This is a genomic window from Vibrio sp. TRT 17S01 (assembly GCF_050113695.1).
Lineage (GTDB): Bacteria > Pseudomonadota > Gammaproteobacteria > Enterobacterales > Vibrionaceae > Vibrio.
This window is the reverse complement of record NZ_JBNJOG010000006.1, coordinates 161047-182513: the sequence shown is the minus strand read 5'-3', so window position 1 is coordinate 182513 and position 21467 is coordinate 161047. Positions and strand designations below refer to the sequence as shown.

At 45.5% G+C, this 21467-nt stretch carries 19 protein-coding genes; 11 read left to right on the top strand and 8 right to left on the bottom strand.

The genetic code is table 11. The annotated features are described in order from the left end of the window. The first annotated feature begins 137 nt into the window (after positions 1-137). Positions 138-956: a 5'-methylthioadenosine/S-adenosylhomocysteine nucleosidase gene (gene mtnN / locus ACQEXS_RS11685; protein ID WP_427013946.1), complete on the top strand. Its 819-nt coding sequence runs from the start codon at positions 138-140 to the stop codon at positions 954-956. A 29-nt stretch (positions 957-985) separates the two neighbouring features. On the opposite strand, the gene ACQEXS_RS11680 is transcribed toward mtnN, so the two are convergent. Both ACQEXS_RS11680 and ACQEXS_RS11675 read right to left on the bottom strand, forming a co-directional pair. Beyond that, positions 986-1993, bottom strand: coding sequence for a DUF2955 domain-containing protein (locus ACQEXS_RS11680; RefSeq protein ID WP_427013945.1), 1008 nt, complete (start codon positions 1991-1993; stop codon positions 986-988). A gap of 9 nt (positions 1994-2002) precedes the next feature. Next, positions 2003-3070 (bottom strand): HlyD family secretion protein, encoded by a 1068-nt coding sequence (locus ACQEXS_RS11675; protein ID WP_427013944.1) that lies wholly within the window; start codon positions 3068-3070, stop codon positions 2003-2005. A gap of 102 nt (positions 3071-3172) precedes the next feature. Between ACQEXS_RS11675 and ACQEXS_RS11670 the strand changes: the two genes are divergently transcribed. The 3 genes from ACQEXS_RS11670 (at position 3173) to ACQEXS_RS11660 (ending at position 6472) form a co-directional block, all read left to right on the top strand. Continuing rightward, complete coding sequence (locus tag ACQEXS_RS11670; protein ID WP_427013943.1) at positions 3173-4033, top strand: LysR family transcriptional regulator; 861 nt, start codon at positions 3173-3175, stop codon at positions 4031-4033. Between the two features lie 75 nt (positions 4034-4108). Beyond that, positions 4109-5557: an NAD-dependent succinate-semialdehyde dehydrogenase gene (locus ACQEXS_RS11665; protein WP_427013942.1), complete on the top strand. Its 1449-nt coding sequence runs from the start codon at positions 4109-4111 to the stop codon at positions 5555-5557. 57 nt (positions 5558-5614) lie between these two features. Further along, positions 5615-6472 carry a substrate-binding periplasmic protein gene (locus ACQEXS_RS11660; RefSeq protein WP_427013941.1) on the top strand — a complete coding sequence of 286 codons (858 nt, stop codon included), beginning with the start codon at positions 5615-5617 and terminating at the stop codon, positions 6470-6472. A 13-nt stretch (positions 6473-6485) separates the two neighbouring features. Here ACQEXS_RS11660 and ACQEXS_RS11655 read toward each other — a convergent pair whose 3' ends face one another. From ACQEXS_RS11655 to ACQEXS_RS11640, 4 genes are all read right to left on the bottom strand, one after another. Continuing rightward, on the bottom strand, positions 6486-6752 hold the full coding sequence (locus ACQEXS_RS11655) for a DUF1496 domain-containing protein (protein ID WP_427013940.1): 267 nt from the start codon (positions 6750-6752) through the stop codon (positions 6486-6488). Next, the gene (locus ACQEXS_RS11650; protein WP_427013939.1) at positions 6749-7684 is read right to left on the bottom strand and encodes a 1-aminocyclopropane-1-carboxylate deaminase/D-cysteine desulfhydrase; all 936 of its coding nucleotides are present in this window, start codon (positions 7682-7684) and stop codon (positions 6749-6751) included. Before ACQEXS_RS11650 ends, ACQEXS_RS11655 begins: the two co-directional genes overlap by 4 nt. Positions 7685-7747: 63 nt before the next feature. After that, positions 7748-9010 (bottom strand): sensor histidine kinase, encoded by a 1263-nt coding sequence (locus ACQEXS_RS11645; protein ID WP_367986806.1) that lies wholly within the window; start codon positions 9008-9010, stop codon positions 7748-7750. Next, the gene (locus ACQEXS_RS11640) at positions 9010-9684 is read right to left on the bottom strand and encodes a response regulator transcription factor (RefSeq protein ID WP_367986805.1); all 675 of its coding nucleotides are present in this window, start codon (positions 9682-9684) and stop codon (positions 9010-9012) included. The genes ACQEXS_RS11645 and ACQEXS_RS11640 overlap by 1 nt, the downstream gene beginning before the upstream one ends. Positions 9685-9835: 151 nt before the next feature. On the opposite strand from ACQEXS_RS11640, the gene ACQEXS_RS11635 reads away from it, so the two are divergent. From ACQEXS_RS11635 to fabV, 6 genes are all read left to right on the top strand, one after another. After that, entirely contained in the window at positions 9836-10840 is a 1005-nt protein-coding gene (locus ACQEXS_RS11635; RefSeq protein ID WP_427013938.1) for a glycosyltransferase, read from the top strand. Further along, on the top strand, positions 10837-12234 hold the full coding sequence (locus tag ACQEXS_RS11630; protein ID WP_427013937.1) for an ArnT family glycosyltransferase: 1398 nt from the start codon (positions 10837-10839) through the stop codon (positions 12232-12234). The genes ACQEXS_RS11635 and ACQEXS_RS11630 overlap by 4 nt, the downstream gene beginning before the upstream one ends. Next, positions 12231-12653, top strand: a complete 423-nt coding sequence (locus tag ACQEXS_RS11625; RefSeq protein ID WP_427013936.1) for a GtrA family protein — start codon at positions 12231-12233, stop codon at positions 12651-12653. The genes ACQEXS_RS11630 and ACQEXS_RS11625 overlap by 4 nt, the downstream gene beginning before the upstream one ends. 356 nt (positions 12654-13009) lie before the next feature. Further along, the gene (locus tag ACQEXS_RS11620; RefSeq protein ID WP_367986801.1) at positions 13010-13633 is read left to right on the top strand and encodes a TetR/AcrR family transcriptional regulator; all 624 of its coding nucleotides are present in this window, start codon (positions 13010-13012) and stop codon (positions 13631-13633) included. Between the two features lie 91 nt (positions 13634-13724). Further along, positions 13725-16010: an acyl-CoA dehydrogenase gene (locus tag ACQEXS_RS11615; RefSeq protein ID WP_427013935.1), complete on the top strand. Its 2286-nt coding sequence runs from the start codon at positions 13725-13727 to the stop codon at positions 16008-16010. 198 nt (positions 16011-16208) lie between these two features. Next, complete coding sequence (gene fabV, locus ACQEXS_RS11610; RefSeq protein ID WP_427013934.1) at positions 16209-17411, top strand: enoyl-ACP reductase FabV; 1203 nt, start codon at positions 16209-16211, stop codon at positions 17409-17411. Between the two features lie 58 nt (positions 17412-17469). Here fabV and ACQEXS_RS11605 read toward each other — a convergent pair whose 3' ends face one another. Then, positions 17470-18639, bottom strand: coding sequence for a DUF1887 family protein (locus ACQEXS_RS11605; RefSeq protein WP_367986798.1), 1170 nt, complete (start codon positions 18637-18639; stop codon positions 17470-17472). Between the two features lie 143 nt (positions 18640-18782). After that, a complete protein-coding gene (locus tag ACQEXS_RS11600; RefSeq protein WP_427013933.1) occupies positions 18783-20774 on the bottom strand; it encodes a methyl-accepting chemotaxis protein in 1992 nt (663 codons plus the stop codon). A 244-nt stretch (positions 20775-21018) separates the two neighbouring features. On the opposite strand from ACQEXS_RS11600, the gene hinT reads away from it, so the two are divergent. After that, a complete protein-coding gene (gene hinT, locus ACQEXS_RS11595; RefSeq protein WP_367986796.1) occupies positions 21019-21369 on the top strand; it encodes a purine nucleoside phosphoramidase in 351 nt (116 codons plus the stop codon). The last annotated feature ends 98 nt before the right edge of the window (positions 21370-21467 follow it).

Below are 21467 nucleotides of genomic sequence, written 5' to 3'. Positions count from 1 at the left end.
CAATTTTTCAGTTTACCTTCCAACTATCCACCATCCTTATAACGTTGAGCGCTCACTATTTTCATTTCTAATATTCATTGACGCAAACGGTTGCTGTGTCTATGTTGTGCGCGTTTTGATTGTTTTGTAAGTAAGTGATGATGTTATTTCGTAGATTATTTGTTTTATTTGCGGCAATTTGCTCTTTTGCCGTGGCTGCCAAACCGCAGCCAATTTTGATTCAGGGCGCAATGGATATTGAAACCAGTACGTTAGTTTCGGTATTGAAAAAATCCAGTAAGACCATGGTGGGTTCTTGGACCTTTTGGGAAGGGGAGATTGAAGGTTATCCGGTCGTGATTGCGCGTACTGAGGTTGGTATTGCCAATGCGGCTGCATCAACCGCGTTAGCGATTGAGCGCTTTAAGCCAAAGTACATTATTAACCAAGGTACGTCAGGTGGACATGATCCGGCGCTGAAACGAGGTGATATTGTGGTGGGTGAAGCCAGCTTTAATATGGGGGCATACCAATCGGAGTTCACACCGAAAGAGGGTGGGATTCACCCAACTAAATGGGCAAATTTTGATGTGACGATGCGCCTTCGAGATCACGGTGAACTAGTGGAGCATAAGCAGTTTAAAGCGGATGAGAAGCTGGTTGAGTTAGCTTTGTCTCAGGCGAAAGAATATCAACACGGGAAAGTTGTGAAAGGTGTGATTGGTACTGCCGATGAGTGGAACCGCGAAGTTGATAGAATTAACTGGCTCCACAAAACCTATGGGACATCAGTTGAAGAGATGGAAACCTCCTCAGCTGCATTGGTGGCGAAGGCGCATGAAATCCCATTTGTTGGTATTCGTATTCTGTCCAATACGGATTTGCACAAACAGGATTTTGATCCGCAAACCGCGATAGATTGCCAGGTGTATGTACTGAATGTGGTCAAGGCATTAGCCGCGTTGGAAAAGCAATAATGAAAAAGGCGCTCTTGAGAGCGCCTTTTTTATCCGTGTTTGGCTTGTTTTAATAAGCTCACCCGAATGCCGTGATGTACAACCCACATTACCATAGCTGTAAGCGTGACGGCGACAAAGATAGAGCTGAAGCGGTATAGAATCGAGAAGAACGCGTCTTTTTGCTCTGGCACCAACGAGGTGGTTAAAGGAACCGCCAACGCCGACATTGCCGAGAAGGCAATCGCCGCTTTTATTTGGCCTTTTGTTAGCCAGAGGCAGAAAGGGCCTGCGGCAATGGTAAAGGCAAGCCAAAATAGAATCCCCTCACTAAACCAACGGCCAAGCAGCAGTTGGATCAGCATACCCGCAAGGCAGCCGAGAAATGTACCAATAATGCGGATTTTTGCCATTGCCATAGAACCCGCTAATGTCATGGGCGTAAGTACAATCAAGATTGAAGCCTGCGCAGACAGTGAGTCATACAAGTCTGCTACCTGAAAAAGCAGAAATGCAGCCATCGCAACCACCCAACCCATGGCAACTTGGCTAATGTAGTCGATATCACTTTTAACCGGAGTGCTGGGTTGTTCTTCTACATTCGTTTTTGAAGGCGGTTCAGGGAAGACCCAGTAAGCGAGTGCACAAACACCCACATTCGCCAATACAATTACCCAAAGGTTGACGTTGAACTCTTCAATATCGATAAAATTGTAGCTGGCAAAGTTCAGTACAATCGAGCCAACGAGTAGGCCCATGTAACCAAATAGATAGCTTTGCGGACGCATCATCGCAATGCATTTCAATAGCATCATAATGCCAACAGCAACCGTCATTAGGGTTGGATGAAACTGCAAATACTCCACGATAAAGGTGGCTTGAAGCGTGGTCCAAATTGCAGAAACCACCACCATTATTAGCATTGGTAGATGAAAGTGATCCGCTCGGCTTAAGATGAACAGCGGCACCATGACAGCAAAGAAGCCGTAAGACCAACCGAAGATCATACTCAGTGCCAACCCAAGCGAGCAGCCGAACCAGATTCGCATCGTTCTCATGGTCACACCTTAGTAAATGTAGTGGAACCAGCTTGCCACATGGATTTGTAGCTTAGCCAGCCACTGCCACAATGCACTGTTGTCTGGGTAAAGCACCACGGTAGCGCGGGAGCCAACAAACAGAGCTGGTGGCATGGCTTCTTCTGCTGCAAGGTTCACTCGTGTGCGCTGGGCATCACGTACCCAACGGTTGTTTATTTCCACTTTGGTCAATGCGCCGTTTGGTGTTTGCTGCGCTGCTGCCACACCGTAATCTCGGCTTGAAAGTGTAAATGGGTAAACATCGCCAGGCATGGCATCAAAGGCCACTAACGCATGGTAATCTTGGTTTACGTTCGCAACTGACTTTTCTCGAAAGTCTGCGGCGACCCAAAGTGAGCCCGTTGGCACGAAAGTGACTAAAGGCATATTACTGTTTGCCATAGTTCCCACGTCCACTTGCAAGTTGGTTACCACACCATCTTTAGGGGCCAACACTTGAGTGTTGCTCAAGTCTAACTGTGCTTTCTCTAAGGTATTTTTAGCCACCTGAACGGGCGTACTTTGGCCTTTGCCATTACCAAGTTGCGCTTCAATTACGTTTAAGTTTTGTTTTTCTGCTTTGAGTGCTGCGCGGGTCACTTGATATTGAGCAAGGGCGTTATCTAACGCTGACTTTGACGTTAGGTTTTGCTTTGAAAGCTTTTGTTGGCGCTGGTATTCCCGGTGGGCGTTGTTGTAGGTCGCTGATGCACGGGTAATGTTGGCTAAAGCGGCTTCTCTTTGTGCGTATAGCGTCTGTTCTTTCTCGTATGCTGAATCTAGCGAGAGCTCGGCTTGTTTCAGCGCAAGGCGGTATTTACGATCGTCAATTTTGAATAAGACTTCGCCGGCGCTAACGTGTTGGTTATTGCCTACAGCGACTTCAGTCACTTTGCCAGAGACTTCGGGGGCAATTTGCACCACATAGCCTTGAACTCGGCTTTCTGTAGTGAGTGGTGCTTGGCGGTCAGCAATTACAATGTAAGCAAATAGTATTACAAATAGGACAATTAATGTGCGCATCCATAAGCGAAATTTGTGGTCGGCTGTCGGCATAATGTTGAGCTAATTCTTATTGAACAAGGCGAGGATTATAGAGAATGTGTTTGTGTTCGAGTAGAATGCAAGAATGAACATTTGTGAGCTATTTATAGGACAATGAACGCAAGCTACGACGATCTCTATCTCTTCACTCAAACCGTTCTTCATGGCGGGATCAGTGCTGCTGCGACGGCGAACAATATGCAACGTTCTAAAGTGAGCCGCCGCTTACAAGAACTAGAGCTGGCGATAGGGTGTCAGCTGTTGATCCGAACCACCAGAACCATTGAGCTGACGGAAAATGGAAAACGTCTGTTTGAGCTGGTAAATCAACCGATAGAGCATATTCAGCAAGGCTTAACCATTGTTGAAGAGTATCAAAAAGAGTTGGCAGGAACGGTTAGGCTTGCGATTCCTTCGGCGTTGATGACCTCAAGCGCCTTTAATAGCATCATCTCCGATTATACGGCGCGCTTTCCTGATATTTGTGTTGAAATTGAAAACCATCAAGAGAGCGTAGATCTCAAGCGTCAAGCCTTTGATTTACAGCTGCTGCCTAGCGCCGTAAAAGTCACAGACGATAGTTATGTTCAGTTTAGTTTGCTGCATTATCGCAGTCACTTTGTTGCATCCAAGGCTTATCTTCAATCTCACCCCGAGATCACTCAACTTGAAGATTTGGCGCATCATCGGCTGCTGACCAATCGCTATAATGCAGAGCTTATCGCAGATGACATTAAAATCTCGTTAAAGTCTGATGACCTGAATTTATTGCGCTCTATGGCAATTTCTGGCGGTGGTATTGCGCTGCTACCACAAGTGCATTCCAAACCCGCTTTGGAGTCGGGGGATTTGGTGGAAGTGCTACCTCACTTACAACACCCACAGCAACACCTAACCTTGATTTACCCATCAGCAGCGTTTTTACCACAAAAGGTGCGGGTGTTGATTGACCTCTTCCGAGAGAAGTTCCGATAATTTCACAAAACGTACAATATGACGGGTGTATGCTACTTTCCTCTTTTCGTGTCACCCACAACTAAGGTTGATTCAATGAAACTTACACATCCCTCCTTACTTAAACAGCAGTGCTATGTCGATGGCTTGTGGATTGACAGTGATAACTTAGCGAAAACGGAAGTTCGTAATCCTTTTGATGGCAAGTTATTGGGCCACGTACCGAATTTGACTTGCGCGCAGGTTGAACAGGCCATTGTTGGAGCAGAAAAAGCGTTTGGGCTGTGGAAGCAGACTCTGGCTGCAGAAAAATCGCACGTGTTGCAACGCTGGTATCAGTTGATCATGGAAAATGCGGACGATCTGGCCATGATCTTAACTTGCGAGCAGGGCAAACCACTGAAAGAAGCACTGGGTGAAATTCACTATGCCGCAAGTTTTGTTCAGTGGTATGCCGAGGAAGCGAAGCGAGTGTATGGCGAAATCATTCCTTCTCATGTCGGTGGTGCTAAAGTGATGGTCAACAAAGAGCCTGTCGGTGTGGTCGCTGCCATTACGCCATGGAATTTTCCAGCAGCGATGATCACCCGAAAATGCGCGCCGGCTTTTGCCGCTGGATGCGCGGTGGTCTTAAAGCCAGCGCCAGATACGCCCTTTACGGCATTAGCGCTAGCAGAATTAGCGCATCAAGCAGGATTACCTGCCGGGTTATTGCAAGTGGTAACGGGCGATGCACCACGGATCGGCGAACGGCTTGCTCGTGACAAGCGCATTCGAAAACTCTCCTTTACGGGTTCGACTCGGGTAGGGAAACTGTTGATGGCACAATGTGCCGACAACATCAAAAAGCTGTCGTTAGAACTTGGCGGTAATGCACCATTTATTGTGTTTGACGATGCAGATCTGACGGCTGCGGTTGATGGTTTACTTGTGGCGAAATTTCGCAATGCGGGTCAAACCTGTGTTTGTGCCAACCGCATTTATGTCCACGATGCGGTTTATGACAAGTTCACCAACTTGCTGGTTGATAAGCTGCGTAAAATGAAGATAGGAAATGGGCTTGAACAGAGCGACTTAGGGCCATTAATCAACCAAGCTGCTGTGAATAAAGTGCAGAGTCATATTGAAGATGCGTTGCAAAAAGGAGCACAGTTGAGCTCTGGGGAGGCGCACTTTTCGGAAGGGTTACTTGTTGCGCCTATTGTGTTGACGGAAGTGAGTGATGAGATGCTTTGTACTGCTGAAGAAACCTTTGGGCCGTTAGCACCGCTCTACCGTTTTCATGATGAAGAGGAAGTGATAGAGCGGGCTAATCAGACAGAAGTGGGTTTGGCGAGTTATGTTTATACACAAGATCTAGCTCGGGCATTTAGGATGAGTGAAGCGTTGGAATCTGGCATGGTTGGTGTCAACCAAGGGCTGATTTCAACCGCAAGTGCCCCATTTGGTGGTGTTAAAGAAAGCGGGTTAGGGCGTGAAGGTGGCAGAGCAGGAATCGAGGAATACCTAGAGCAAAAATATGTGTTAATGGGCGGGCTAAAGTAACGCGAATTTCAGAACATTATCTATACTTTTAGCATTTGCATAAGTTAGGAATAGATAATGGGATTGAAAGCCATCGGTTTGATTGTGTTCTTGTTTATATGCAACAACGCCTTTGCGAAAGAAAGTGCCATTAAAGTATGTGGGGAGCCTTGGGCTCCCTATTTTTATAGCTTGTCGAGTGATGAAAAACTAGAAGATAAAACGCCTCAAGGTGTTAATGTTGACCTGTTTAAAGCGATTTCTGACATCATCGATATTGAGTTTGAACCTCAGCTAATCCCTTGGTCTCGATGCCTTAAAAATACCGAAAATTATAAGTCGATTGGGAAGCATGAGGTGGCATCGGATGCCACATTTAACGACAGTCGCGCTGAGCATTACTATTTTGTGGGGCCACTTTATTCCGCGCCATCGAGCCTCTTTTTCTCGTACTCCGAATATCCAAATGGTGTCGTAAACCCGGTGACACAAAAGCTAGTCACATCCATGGACGAGCTGAAGCATTTCAAGATTTGCGGTATGCAAGGCTGGAATTATGAAATATATACCTCAGCGTATGGCATTCCTCAGGAAAACATTATCTATTCCACCCATAATAATATCGACAGTTTACTTCAGCTGTTAGCACATGGCCGATGCAATGTATTTGAAACCCAAGCATCTTTAATAGCTGGTGGGCTAGCAATGGGGAAGGTGACTCATTTTGAAGAGGTGGGTTGCCAGAAATTAGATATGGCACCCGTCAATTTTTACTTAATGGTTTCAAAGCAGTCGCCAAGGGCGGAGAAATTGGTCACATTAATCAATCAGGCGATTATTTCTCTTAAGCAATCAGGACGTCACCAAGAGATTGTTGAAGCGCATATCTCAAGTGTATTAGGCGGGAAGGAGCAGTCGTTGATCGCGTGTATGTAACGCGTAAAGTGCGCTAGTATGTGATTTTAGCTGAGGACTCTTTTAACGGCTCCCACTTTAATGCTCCATTGGTTTCGAATTTGTTGGCTTCAGTGCAAATTAAATAGTGCTCACCCACTTGTAAAACAGCGCCGAGTGAGTACGCCTGATCTTGATAGTAACAAACACGCTTGGCAAGCTCACTTCCATCGACGGCAACGATAGGTTTCGATGGTGTCGAAATCACTTTGGCACTTGTGATACCAGAGAACATCAAAAGCAGCAGTAACCCATATTTCATATTACTTCCTTCTCGTCGCTGCATGCGCCTGCTAGGCCATATTGCCGCTCATATCTTGGTAACATGCTCTCGTTGCCAAGCAATCCTCCCTGATGAATATAGATCAGGGTTTTATCACTGTTTTGCTGATGCCATTGACTTAAACATTGCCACATCATCGGGTCGTACAAGAGTTCAAACTCGATATTGGTCTGTTCAAGCAACGACTGCCAGATCAGATAATCTTCATAATAAAGTTTACCGAAATGATGCTTTTTCTCCAGTTCAAGGATCATTGGGTGAGATGTTTCTCCCAGCTCTTCAAATTGTTGAACTAAATAATCTTTGCCACCGACACAAGGGCACGTGATCACATCGATGCTGTGGGGGGCAAGGTGCTTGTGTAAATACAGTGCCGTAGTCCCTGTACCTGAAGGTAGGGCAACCACAAATTCCTTACTGCCCTCAAAGCGTGTCCAAGATAGGATCTCCATCGCCAATTGTTTTACCCCATACTCGGCCAGTTGGCATCGTCCCCCTTCAGGAACCACAAGGTATTGCTCTCCAACGTAGTTTGCTTTGATAAAGTCAGAAGGGTGGAGGTGTGCAGTTTCGATGCTATCTTTCATTGCTACAATATTGGCGCCCAGTTCCAAAGCTCCACGATAGTTACCTCGCGGGTTATCTTTTAGCCATGAAGGAATATGGTCAACACAGAAATCAAGTTGCCAGCCTTTAATAGAAGCTAACGCGGCAAGGGAATAGAGAGAATTAGCTTGTGGGCTACCATAGCCAACCAATGTGGTGACTTGAGGAGAGTCCATTTCTAACAGCTGCATGAACTTACGTGCTTTGTTCCCAGTAAAGTGACTATGTAACTGATCATCACGCTTAAGGTAAAAGTCGATACCATTAAAGTGGTGTTGGGTTATTGGGCTATCGCTCAGTTTCATACTTGATGCTAGTTAGAGATTTAAGGGGCGCTATCTTACCTAAAATAGCGTCCGTTGGGCAGCTTAGAAACGGATGGTAGCGATGCAACCTCGCTGTGGGTGCTCATTAAGCGTGAACTGCCAGCCATATCGAAGACATAGATCTTCAACAATCATCAGTCCAAGTCCATGGCCTTGCGGGTCGGCCTGAGTTACCAAACCGTGCCCATCATCGATCACCGTGAGTTCTTGGGCATTGATGTGCAAATCCACAATACCGTTCTGGGCGGCAGCAACAGCATTTCGTAATAAGTTGCCAATCACCATACTGAGAACCGCTGGAGTTGCGAATAATTTTGGCGCTTGTTCAAAATGCATCACTATTTGAATCCCTTTGTCTTGTGCTTGTGGTGCATTGCTGTCTACGATTGCCTGTATCTCAGAGAGAGAGACGCTTCTCAAAGGTTGCTCACTGACATTTCGCTCATAACGTACGATGGCAAGCAGCGCATCGACCATGGCGATCATATTATCGGTGGAGTCGTTAATCCGTTTAACTTGTCGCGTTTGAAATTCACTGATGTCATCACGCGTAATGAGTTTGGTGGCACCTTTAACAACGGTGAGTGGCGTACGAAGTTCGTGGCTCGCATACCGCGCAAATGCCTGCTCTCGTTTGAGGGCTTGGTTGAGATCTTGGCGATATTGATTGAGGCGCTGAGTCAAGAGCTGAAATTCATGCGCGGCTTGAGGCTGGATAACAAATGGACTGGATGTATCTGCTGTCTGGGTTTCTAGCTGAGCCGCTAACTCGTTAATGGGTTCAATTAAACGCTTAGATAACCGATACAACAGTGCACCGAAAATGAACATCAGCAGGACAACAAAGAGAATAACGATACTTGCAGACACCAGCATTTCTTGAACGTGGAATTCCACTTGATCGATTTCCGAGAGCAGGACGATGTCTTTCTTTTGTCCGTTTTCAAAATAATGACCTTTGTAGATCATATGAGATTCAGGACTCTGGGTGAGTCCTACTTCACCCAAAAATGAATCATGTTTTTGCAGGTATTGATTGTATGGCTCTGGCAGGAGCGATAAATCGTTGTAAGCGTCAGTGAGTGTATCGAGGGAGATTTTACCTTCAGCACCACTAAGGAATGCGTTCACGGCTTCATTGCGGTCAATCAGAATTCGTCGTTCGCCGACCCGATCTTCAGACCATTGCAACGCAAGGAAAAAGATCAGGAAAGCGACTAAGCCGACGACGCAGGAAACACCACCAAAAAAGAGTGCCAATCTACCGGTTAGTGTTTGTGTGCTGCTTAAGAAATTTTTCAGCATCACTTCGCCTCCAAACGGTAACCGACTTTTGGGATCGTCAGTAGCATCGGCTTCGCGAATGGTTTATCCAATTGGTTACGAAGTTGGTAGATATGGCTGCGCAAAACATCATTATTAGGTTCGTATTCTTGCCATAATTTGCTGGCTAACTCTTGTCTTGTCACCACCTCGGGGGCTTTGAAGCAAAGCAGTTCAAGAATGGTGTAAGTTGTTGGGTTAAGAGCTAGGCGCTTATCTAGGCGGTAAGCTTGCCGGGTTTTTTGATCGATACTCAACTCACCAAACGTGAGTTTGCTGTGCGCCACTTCACCACGATAGCGTCGGATTAAGGCTCGCATGCGTGCTTCCAAAATATCGAGATCAAAAGGTTTGGTCAGGTAATCATCTGCTCCATGAGCGAAGCCACGCAACATATCCTCACGGTTATCGAGTGCCGTTAGCATCAATATAGGGGTGTTGTTTCCTGCTTCTCTTAATCGGTTACAAACCGTTAGGCCATCCATTCTTGGTAACATCAAGTCCAGCAATATCAGATCAAACTGATTATTCATCGCCAACTCAAGCCCGAGTTCACCATTATCGGCGTAGTCGAGTTCTGTTCCCAAACATTCAAAATAGTCAAACAAGACGCCAGCGATTTCGCGGTTATCTTCGATTAATAGAACGTTATTCATTTTGTATTTCCGTACCTTTAACCCGATATATAGCAACAAACTTAGCGTGAAAATTCCGTGAATAACATTGTTTCTACGTGGGTGTTGCTAAAAAGAGATCATTTCGTAATAGAGCGTACCGAGTACGTTCTTAGATAGAGAGAAGTGGCATATGGGGCTAGTGACTACCGTTTCGACAATCAAATACCCTTCAACAACGTTATCTGTGATCGTGCCGTATTTCAACGAAGCGTCGGTATTGCCGATGTTTCATGCGCGGCTGATGAAAGTATTGGCAACGATTCCAGATACAGCAGAAATTATTTACGTGGATGATGGCAGCAGTGATACCAGTTTAGCCGTGGTGGAGAGCTTCCAAGCGACAGAGTGTGTTATTCGCAGCCTATCTTTAAGCCGAAACTTTGGCAAAGAAGCCGCGATGAGTGCGGGGTTAGAGCATAGCTGTGGTGAGGCTGTGGTCGTGATTGATGCTGATCTACAAGATCCGCCAGAGTGTATCCCCGACATGTTAGCCAAATGGCGTGAAGGATATGACGTGGTCAACATGCAGCGGAGTGAAAGACTAGGGGAGAGCCTATTTAAACGCTTTACGGCAGCCACGTATTACAAGCTTTTGAACGTGTTAGTTAAAAATCACATTCCTGAAAACGTTGGTGACTTTCGTTTACTCAGCCGAGAAGTCGTTGACCACATCAACCAGTTACCAGAGCGCAATCGATACATGAAGGGGATTTTTGCTTGGCCGGGTTTCAAGCAGACACAGCTCCGCTTCCAACGCGATCCGCGCCATTGCGGAGAAACGAAATGGAATTACGTTAAGTTGATTGGGCTGGCGATGGATGGCATCAGCTCGTTTTCAATTCGCCCATTACGTTTGGCTTCCTTTGTTGGGGCTGGCGTTGCGATGTCGGCGTTTGGTTATGGCCTTTATATCCTAAGCAAAACCTTGTTATTTGGTGAGTTGGTTTCGGGTTATCCATCCATGATGATTGTGATGCTAGCCTTAGGCGGCGTCCAGTTGCTCTGTATCGGTTTACTCGGCGAATACATTGGCAGAATTTTTATTGAAACTAAGCAGCGGCCACTGTATTTGCTCCAATCTCTCAAGGAAAAAAGACCTCAACATCAATCTGTTAAAGCGGAGAAGCGAGCATGATGTTGAAGCGAGTTCATCTCTGGAGTGTGTTAGCGACTGTGCTATTGGTTCGGTTGCTAAGTTTGGGCGCGTACCCATTAATGGACACGACGGAAGCGCGTTACGGTGAAATGGCCAGATTGATGGTCGAAACAGGGAATTGGTTAACGCCTCAATTTGATTATGGTGTGCCGTTTTGGGGTAAACCCCCACTGTTTACATGGATGAGTGCTGCGGGTATCGAGTGGTTTGGTGTCAATGAATTTGCGGTTCGAGCGCCCCATTGGCTAGCCGGTGGACTTGTTATTGCATTAATGGCGTATTTTGCTCGGCGTGTTGGTATTGATGCCCTGATGACCGCGGTGATCTTAGCTACTTGTGGTGTTTTCGCAGTGGCTGCGGGAGCTGTGATGACAGACATGGCACTGACGCTTGGGATATCGCTTGCTATGGCTGGCTTTTACCTTGGCTGGCAAGGACGTAAAGCATGGGCATATGCTGGGTTTGTTGGTTTAGCGATTGGCTTGCTAGCAAAAGGCCCTTTAACCATCGTACTGGTTGGCTTAGCTATTTTTCCTTGGTTGCTGCTTCGGTATGGGCCAGTAAAAATGTGGGGGGAGCTTTGGCATCGTATCCCGTTGCTGAGCGGGACCTTGTTAATGCTACTGATCGCGCTTCCTTGGTATTTATTAGCGGAACAAGCAACACCGGGATTTTTGAATTATTTCATCCTAGGTGAACATATCAAACGATTTTTAGTCAGTGGCTGGGAAGGTGATCTGTATGGCAGCGCACACCAACGAGCTCGTGGAACCATTTGGTTGTACTGGCTTTATGCTTCTGCACCTTGGTCGTTCATTTTACCCGCGGTTCTTTGGTTTAAGCGAAAGCAAATAGTTAGCTGGTGGAATAATGATGGCCTACTGAGCTTTGCGTTATTTTGGATGATGTCTCCACTCATTTTGTTTACGTTCTCTGGAAATATACTCCCTGCTTATGTCTTGCCTAGCGTTCCTGCTCTTGCGCTTATTCTGGCGATGTTTCTTTCTCAGTCTGACAGTCAAAAACTGTGGTTTCAAATCACCACTTGGATGCTGCCTATATTGTTAATGCTTGCGGTTGTATTTATTGAAATTGGCGTATCTGAGCGGAAAAGTGACAAAGCGCTGCTTGTTGAAGTGGATCCAAACATTGCTATTTTTTATGTGGGTAAGCGTCCGTTTTCCGGCCAGTTTTATTCAAAAGGGCAGGCCAAAGTGTTGCAACAAAGTCACGAGTTAGAAAAATACCAGCAGGTGCAATTGGTGGGGAATTCTGAGCAAGTTGAAGCCTTGCTTTCATCTCAGAAAATGGATTGTGTTTTAGTGAAAACGGCGGCGAGTCATCGCTCACTCTACCAATGCAGAACACCATGACGTCGCATCGGTTTGTTCGATTCGCAATGGTTGGAGGGGCGGGTTTTGTGGTTGATGCTGCGACGTATGCCATTGGGGTTTACGCGTTGGCGCTGCCGATTGAACTCGCGCGCGTCATCGCTTTTGCATTAGCTGCATCCACAACTTGGTTTGGCAACCGATGCTGGACATTTGGTGTTGTGGATCAAGCCGTATCTCGGCAATGGTCAAAAAGCGTTATTAGTGCTCTGATGTCATCACTGCCTAATTTAGGTGTCTTTAAGCTGACGTTATTCTTTTTGGGTCAAGATGATTGGGCACTTTGGATTGCCCTTGTTACCGGTGTGTTGGCGGGTATGTTTTTTAATTATGTACTCAGTAGCCGTTGGGTGTTTGTTCCCGCAACTGTACCGCTTAAAGACTCATCAAAAGCTAATTAACCCCGTGGATTGTACATAAAAAAAGCCCAGAACAATCAGGTTCTGGGCGGATACAAAACATAGGAGTTAATAAGAAAAAGCAGCGTAAATTAGTGGTCACAGTAAGGGACAAGTTTGACGGCCTGTAAACTCTTAATGCTCTGCTAACTACACTTATTCAGACCGAGATAGTGTAAAACAGTTCCCTTTTTTGAATAAAAAAAATCAAATTTTTAATTTTCTTTTATTTTTCATGGATCTAGCGGTCATTGTTGTTGTCTGGTCGGACCAATAATTAAAAGTGTGATGTTAATTGGTTGTTAATTAAATGTGCTGGTTGTATATTTTCAAACAGTTGTTTAATACGAGTGATTGAAATGGCACGAAACGGAACCAAAGAAAAGATTCTTGATGTTGCGGAAGCTCTGTTTGCTGAACATGGCTTTAATGACACGTCGCTGCGAACCATCACGAGTAAGGCTGGGGTTAATCTTGCCTCGGTTAATTACCATTTCGGTGACAAGAAAACGCTCGTTAGGGCGGTACTAAATCGTTACTTGGAAGCATTTATGCCAGCCGTGCAAGATGCTTTGATCACCTTAAATCTCAATAACAGTTACACCATGGCAGAAGTGTTTGAATCGCTTCGCGCACCGTTGCGCGCACTTAATGATGTGCGTCCAAACGGCACTAGTCGATTTATGCTGTTGATTGGGCGGGGGTATACCGATGTTCAAGGGCATTTACGCTGGTTTATTACGACTCGTTATCAAGATGCGTTATCACTTTTTACTGAATCGGTGATGAAAGCAAACCCCAATTTAACGCAAGAAACATTGTTTTGGCGCTTGCACTTCACACTCGGAACTTGTGTTTTCACCATGGCTTCCAGTCAGGCTCTGGTTGAAATTGCGGAAAATGATTTTGGAAAACAGATGGATGCAAAAGCTGTCGTTGACCAACTTATTCCATTTTTAGCAGCAGGCGTCGCTGCGGAATAAATCAAAACAACAAGGTTGAACCTTGGTATTAAAATTATAAATAACACGACAAAAAATTGGACACCAAACAAGTGAACAAAAGGATCTGATTATGAGCTCTCTACGAAGAAAATGGGTTAGCGACCCGGCTTTCAAATTATTTAAAAAAGTCTTACCACCGCTTTCCAGTACAGAGAAAGAAGCGATGGAGGCTGGCAGCGTTTGGTGGGATGGTGAGTTGTTCTCCGGCAAGCCTGATTTTACCAAATTGCATCAGTACCCTAAGCCAGCCTTAACCGCAGAAGAGCAGTCTTTCATGGATAATGAGCTGGAGACTCTATTGTCGATGTTGGACGATCATAAAATCGTCAAAGAAGATCGTGATTTGCCGCCTGAAGTATGGCAGTACTTACGTAAAGAGCGATTTTTTTCTCTGATCATCTCAAAGCAATATGGCGGTCGTGAATTTTCTTCATTAGCTAACTCAACCATTGTCTCGCGTATCGCTACTCGGAGTATCAGTACAGCGGTCACCGTCATGGTGCCCAATTCCCTCGGGCCGGGTGAACTGTTGTCACACTATGGTACGCAAGCACAAAAAGACTATTGGTTGCCAAGGCTTGCCGATGGTACCGATATTCCTTGTTTCGCACTGACGGGGCCAGAGGCAGGCTCGGATGCGGGTGGCATTCCCGATGAAGGGATAGTTTGTTACGGCGAGCACGATGGAGAGAAGGTGCTTGGCATTCGTTTGAACTGGAATAAGCGCTATATCACCTTGGCTCCAGTTGCCACTGTTCTTGGTTTGGCCTTTAAGATGTACGATCCAGATGGATTAATGGGTGATAAAAAAGATCTGGGGATCACGTGTGCTCTTATCCCGGCTGATCATCCGGGTGTGGAATTCGGTGAACGACATGATCCGTTAGGGCTTGCGTTTATGAACGGGCCAACACGTGGTCATGATGTGTTTATCCCAATGGATTGGTTGATAGGCGGTCAGGATTTCGCAGGCAAAGGTTGGCGCATGCTGGTGGAGTGCTTGTCAGCAGGCCGTGGTATTTCTCTTCCTGCACTGGGTACGGCAATTGGTCATCTTACTTCGCGCACGACAGGGGCATATGCTTATGTGCGTAAACAGTTCGGTATGTCGATTGGTAAGTTTGAAGGGGTAGCAGAGGCGCTAGGGCGTATCGGTGGCCTGACATATCTACTCGAAGCGACCCGGACATTGACCACAACGTCTCTGGATTTGAAAGAAAAACCGGGCATTGTCACGGCGATTGCGAAATACCACATGACAGAAATGGCTCGGACCATTCTCAATGATTCGATGGATATTCACTCTGGTCGTGCGATTCAAGATGGGCCGATGAATTACCTTGGCACCCATTATTTGGGTATTCCTGTTGCCATCACAGTGGAAGGGGCAAATATCCTAACGCGTAATCTGATGATTTTCGGTCAGGGTGCGACACGTTGCCATCCATATGTATTACAAGAAATGGAAGCAGCCGCGAATCCAGATCCAAAAGCAGGGGCAGAACAGTTTGATAAGTTGTTGTTTAAACACATCACCCACGCAACGAAAAATACGTTTGGTGCGTTTGGAGCGGCATTAACAGGTTCGATGTTGGTCAAAGCTGATATGAGTGGCCCGACAAAACAGTATTATCGAGAAATGACGCGTATCAGCCGCGCACTTGCTGTCAGTGCGGATGTTGCTATGTTGACCCTTGGCGGAGAGCTGAAACGAAAAGAGATGATTTCTGCGCGCCTTGGCGATGCTTTAGCTTACTTATACATGGCATCTGCTGCGTTGAAAAAATATGAAGATGAAGGTCGCCAGCAACAGGATTTAGATTATGTCCATTATGCGGTTCAACACTGTTTTTATCATGCAGCTAAATCACTGCAAGAAGCTTATAGCAACTACCCACAAAAAGCGGTCGGTCGCATATTGAAGCTGCTTGTGTTCCCACTTGGTAACCATTACCAACGTCCTTCAGATGATCTCACTGTGAAGCTGGCCGAAAGCTTGATGACTCCCGGGGCACATCGTGACCGTCTGACACACCTATGTTATATCGGGCAAGATACCAACGACAGTGTCGGTTTGATGGAGCAAGCTTTCCTTGCCATGTATAGTGTGAAAAGCTTGGAGCGTAAACTGATGAAAGCAGCTAAAGATGGAAAAGTTGACCGTAAAGGCCCACTTAAAGATCGCCTAAATCAAGCGCTGGAAGCTGAGGTACTCACTGAACAAGAAGTTGAGAAAATCCTTGCTGCTGACAAGCTACGTTATCAAGCGATTCAGGTGGATAATTTTAGTCATGACTTTAGTGAGGTCACCACGAATAAAGTGTCAGTGAAACCGACGTTGGATGATGTCGCATAGTTAACCTTTGGCGTTAAATTTTAATGCGAATAGATATGTGAGATAAGGCACCGTTTGCGGTGCCTTTGTTGTTATCAGACAAAAGAGATACCACAAACAGCTCCAACCACTTAGAAAAAAGCGGTGTTTTTTAAGAAATAAGATGAGATTTGATGTTGAAACTTTTATCCTAGCGGGGTTTTGTAAAGGAAGTTGAATATGATCATCAAACCTAGAATTCGCGGATTTATCTGTACTACTACGCATCCTGTAGGCTGTGAAGCTAACGTAAAAGAACAAATTGCTTACACTAAAGCGCAAGGCCCAATCAAAAACGCACCTAAGCGTGTACTTGTGGTTGGTGCTTCAAGTGGCTACGGTCTATCTTCTCGTATCGCTGCGGCATTTGGTGGCGGTGCTTCAACTATCGGTGTTTTCTTTGAAAAAGAAGGCACAGAGAAGAAGCCTGGCACAGCAGGTTTCTACAACTCAGTAGCATTTGAAAAGCTAGCACGTGAAGAAGGTCTTTACGCGAAAAGCCTAAATGGCGATGCTTTCTCAAATGAAGCAAAAGAAAAGACAATTGAGCTGATAAAAGAAGATCTTGGTCAGATTGATATGGTGGTTTACTCACTGGCTTCTCCAGTACGTAAAATGCCAGAAACTGGTGAAGTGATTCGTTCATCACTAAAACCTATCGGTGAGACTTACACATCTACTGCTGTTGATACCAACAAAGACGTGATCATCGAAGCAAGCGTTGAACCAGCGACAGAAGAAGAGATCAAAGACACTGTAACCGTAATGGGCGGTGAAGATTGGGAACTTTGGATCAACGCTCTGTCTGAAGCAGGTGTTCTAGCTGACGGTTGTAAGACAGTAGCATACAGCTACATCGGTACTGAGCTGACGTGGCCTATCTACTGGGACGGCGCACTAGGTAAAGCGAAAATGGACCTAGACCGCGCGTCTGCAGCACTAAACGAAAAACTGTCAGCAACTGGCGGTAGTGCAAACGTAGCGGTACTGAAGTCTGTAGTGACGCAAGCAAGTTCTGCAATTCCAGTTATGCCACTGTACATCGCAATGGTATTTAAGAAAATGCGTGAAGAAGGCGTACACGAAGGTTGTATGGAGCAGATCTTCCGTATGTTCAGCCAACGTCTTTACAAAGAAGACGGTAGTGTTGCAGAAGTAGATGAAGTGAACCGTCTACGTCTGGATGACTGGGAACTTCGCGACGACATTCAACAACATTGTCGTGACCTATGGCCACAGATCACCTCTGAAAACCTAAAAGAACTGACTGACTACGTTGAGTACAAAGAAGAGTTCTTGAAACTGTTTGGTTTCGGTGTTGAAGGTGTTGATTACGATGCAGACGTCAACCCAGCAGTTGAGACAGATTTCATTGAGATCTAATTGAAATTTGATACGAAAAAGGCGCTCTATTGAGCGCCTTTTTTTCTTTGCTAACGAATTAGCATTGATTGATTTCTTCATAACCACCAGCCCCTTTAAACCATTGGGTTAGGTGCGTTTTCAGATCTTTCAGCTCATCAGGTCCAATTAAGGCTAATCCGAGGTCTTCGGCACGAGTAATATCATTGTAGCGAAGAGGGCGGAAACTGACTAACATCGCACGAGCTTGCAATCCACCCAGTAGATCACGTAAAGATTCGAGCTTGTACAATGTGTCATCCCCGTCGTCTCGCATGCCTTTCGTTTTACACTCAATAATATGCAGCTTGTTATTCACAACCGAAGCCACGTCGAGTTCGTTGCGAACCTCTCGATCACCTAATTGGCGATAGACTTGTACGTTCAAAGAGTGATCTTGAATCGTAGGCATATCTTTTTGGATTTGTCTTACCGTGCTGTGAACCAGTGTTTCTAGCCATTCCCCGTTTGAGAAACGACGAGCATCTTCATTGGCAAATGTGAGTACGCCATTCTCGTAGGTGGCAATTTGAGCTTCAACCAGATCCGTAAGCAACATGTTGAGCTCGCGATAGCCTTGCTGCTTTTCTGATAATTCAACATCGAGCTTTTGTTCTTTGCGGCAGGTTGTTGCTAAGTAGTTCAAAGTCGCGAGACCCGGACCAAGTTCAAGTGCATTACTTGCCCAGCGTTCTCCGAGCTCATACAGCTTTTGATCCAGTTGTGGCGGAAGTTCATGCTCGTTAAATTCGCCACGAGCACCAAAAATCGTTAAATAGTCAGAAATGGTGATGCGGTCTTGGACTTGAGTGTCTTCTTTGCCATCAGGGTATAACCAGCACAAACGGTCACTGCTTGGTTCGACGACAAAAATAGGCCAATGGAACGTTCGGAAGACCTCATAGACAGAAAGAAGACGGTGTCGCAGGCCACAACTTGCATTGAGCTTGACGGCTTCCCCACGCGCTTTTAAATCGGCCGCGAGATTAATCACAGCCTGTTTAATTGCTGAAGTATTTGCGACATTTGGAATTTTGAAAAACTCAGAAGTGATCCCTCGCTGAGCCAGAACACTATTTAATCGGGTATACATACTTTCCTGAGTATCTACACCAATGAAAACAATATGGTTGCTGATAGTGCGATTATCCAACAATGGAGTGACCAAGCGAATCGGATCTTGATCGATGATGCCAACATGAACTGCCATATACCTTCCTCATGGTTGGCCTGCAAAAATGATGGATGAAAAGATAAATCAGCAAGCCATACAACCGATATAATGTTAAGCCCGAAAAAAAACAAGGGCAGCTTGAAAATAAAGCCGCCCTTATTTGATTATTTACAATAACTTTACAGTTTAAATCGATGTACTAGTGCACCTTGTTGGTTTGCTAGGTCAGTGAGCGCTGCGCTGGTTTGTGCAATATTCGCCATCGCTTGGTAACTGGCATCCGCGATCTGGTTTATCTCTTCGATATTTTGCGCAATCGCACAGGTTGTTTCATTCTGCTCTGCTGCCGCCTGAGAAATATGGCCACTCATATGGCTGATTTCAAGAATTAATGCTTGAATTTCTTCCATCGCACTGTTGGCTTGCGAAGCTTGGGAAACGGACTGTGTCATGTCTTCTCTGCAACTTTGAATTACATCGCTGGCAGAGCTTGAACACGTTTGTAAACTGCTGATCATACGCTCAATTTCTGATGTAGAATCAGTTGTTCTTTGGGCTAATACTCTCACTTCGTCAGCCACGACTGCAAACCCACGGCCTTGTTCACCAGCACGAGCCGCTTCAATAGCCGCATTTAAGGCGAGTAAATTAGTTTGCTCGGCAATGTTACGAATAACGTCCAAGATTGACCCAATGTGGCTGCTCATTTGGCGCAGTTCACTTACCGCATCAACAGATTGATTCAATCTTGATTCCAACTGATTGATGGTCGTGATGTTGTTACTCATGATCAGACGACCAGACTCAGACGCTGCTTCCACACGTTCTACCATCTGTTGGGAGCTCTGTGCACTCTGAGCGACTTCTTGCACTGAATGGGTCATCTCGGTCATTGCGGTGGCAACATTGGCCGTTTGCTCTCTTTGCTGGCTCAGTTGCGCTTGAGCATGTGAAGAGGTTTCTTGGTTGTCACTGGCGGTGTGGGTAAGGTTGTCCGACGCGTGATTAAGCTTATTGAGAATGTCATGCAGGTTGTCTGCAAGCGCATTAATATGGCTACTTACGCGGCTGAACTCATTGTTGTAACGGATATCAATTCGCTGTGTGAGATCACCTTCAGAAAGACTTTCTAGCGTTTTCAGTATGCGGGTGAGGGGAGAGCGTACGCTGTGAGCAATATGGTACCCAATAGCACCTGCTGTAACGAGCACGACCAGGCCAATTAGAATAGCTCTTAACACACCATGATCGTAGACCTCTCCGGCCTCGACGACTGAAAGCTTGAGTCCACCTTCCGCTTCTTGAGAAAACGAATTCAAGATCGCCATGGTGTTATCCACTTCACGCGTTAGATTGGCGATGTTGTCATACAGTGCAGATTTAGCCGCCAAATAGGTGTTGTGTTGATCGAGCACGCCGCCTTTTTTACCCACATCACGGGTAAATTGTTGAACAGATTCATCAAATACTTCTTTAATCTGAGGCATTTGAGTTGTAAGACCGCGATAAGCGTAATTTAAGTGAGTGACGGCTTTTTTGTTTTTTGCTACGGCTTTTGAAACCAATTCGGAATCGCTACTAGCAAGTGCATCAGAGGTGATCACCTCTGCATCTTTCAGTTTAATGAAGTAGCTTTTGGCCATCACTTTGACCGAAATACTGCTCTGGTCATCAACGTACTCTTTCATTCCCACACTCAGTTCTGAATGAAGACGTTGGAATTTACGTGTAGATTGCTGTACCTGAAGCTGAGCGGCGAACATGGCTTGATAATTGTCCATCGCCTGAGCCGCTTCAGAAAAGTAGCGTTCTTCCATCGTTTTTAGTTGCTCAATTTTTTCAACTAAATTGGCATTGCCATGGCTCGCTTGTTCGAGTGCTTGTAGAGATTGACCGTAAGTTGACTCAGCGGAGGCGAAGGCTTCACGCATAGCAGCCATACGCTCCTGACTTTGTGTGGTCAGGAAGTCTTTAAAATACTTATCCGCTGAAAGCAAATTAACACTTGTTTGATTCGATAGAGAAACCAGTGGTAGTGAAACGTTTGATACTTCTTCAAAATTATCGTGTATTTGCTCCATGCTCCGCATCATCAAAAAGGTGGTGATAACGAACATGATTATGATTAGGGCAAAACCAGCATACATGCGCCTGATCACTGAACCCTTCATAGAAATCTCCCCAAAAAACAAAAAAGACAATAAAAGACTGAACGAGAGTCTTAAAAAAGTAACAAAATAATCATTGTTGTATTGATGGTGGGAGGTGGGTTTTATGACGGACAATACAAATTTTAATAGAAGTTAATAGCAATTATTAAAATTGTTAACTGGACGCTGTTTTTATTGAGCTTTGTCTGCCCTTGGCGCATACTGCGATAACAAGCATACAAAACAAGATGATATGGAGTGTTCCATGGCTGAAGAAACGATTTTCAGTAAGATTATCCGTAAAGAAATCCCTGCCGATGTGGTCTATCAAGATGACTTAGTGACCGCTTTTCGCGACATCAACCCACGAGCGCCAAGCCACATTCTGATCATTCCGAATAAATTGATCCCGACAGTAAACGATATTGAAGCCGATGATGAACTGGCGCTAGGCCGCATGTTTACCGTGGCTCGCCAACTGGCAAAAGAAGAGGGGATTGATGAAGACGGTTATCGTTTGATCATGAACTGTAATGCTCACGGTGGTCAGGAAGTTTACCATATTCACATGCATCTTGTGGGTGGACGTCCGTTAGGTCCAATGTTGATGAGCTAGTCTAATTGGGCTTTGAACTCGGAACAGAAATAAACTTTTTTTGAAGTTTGCAGTCCAATCAGTCGGTGAACATAAGGGTGGCAACGGCCACCCTATTT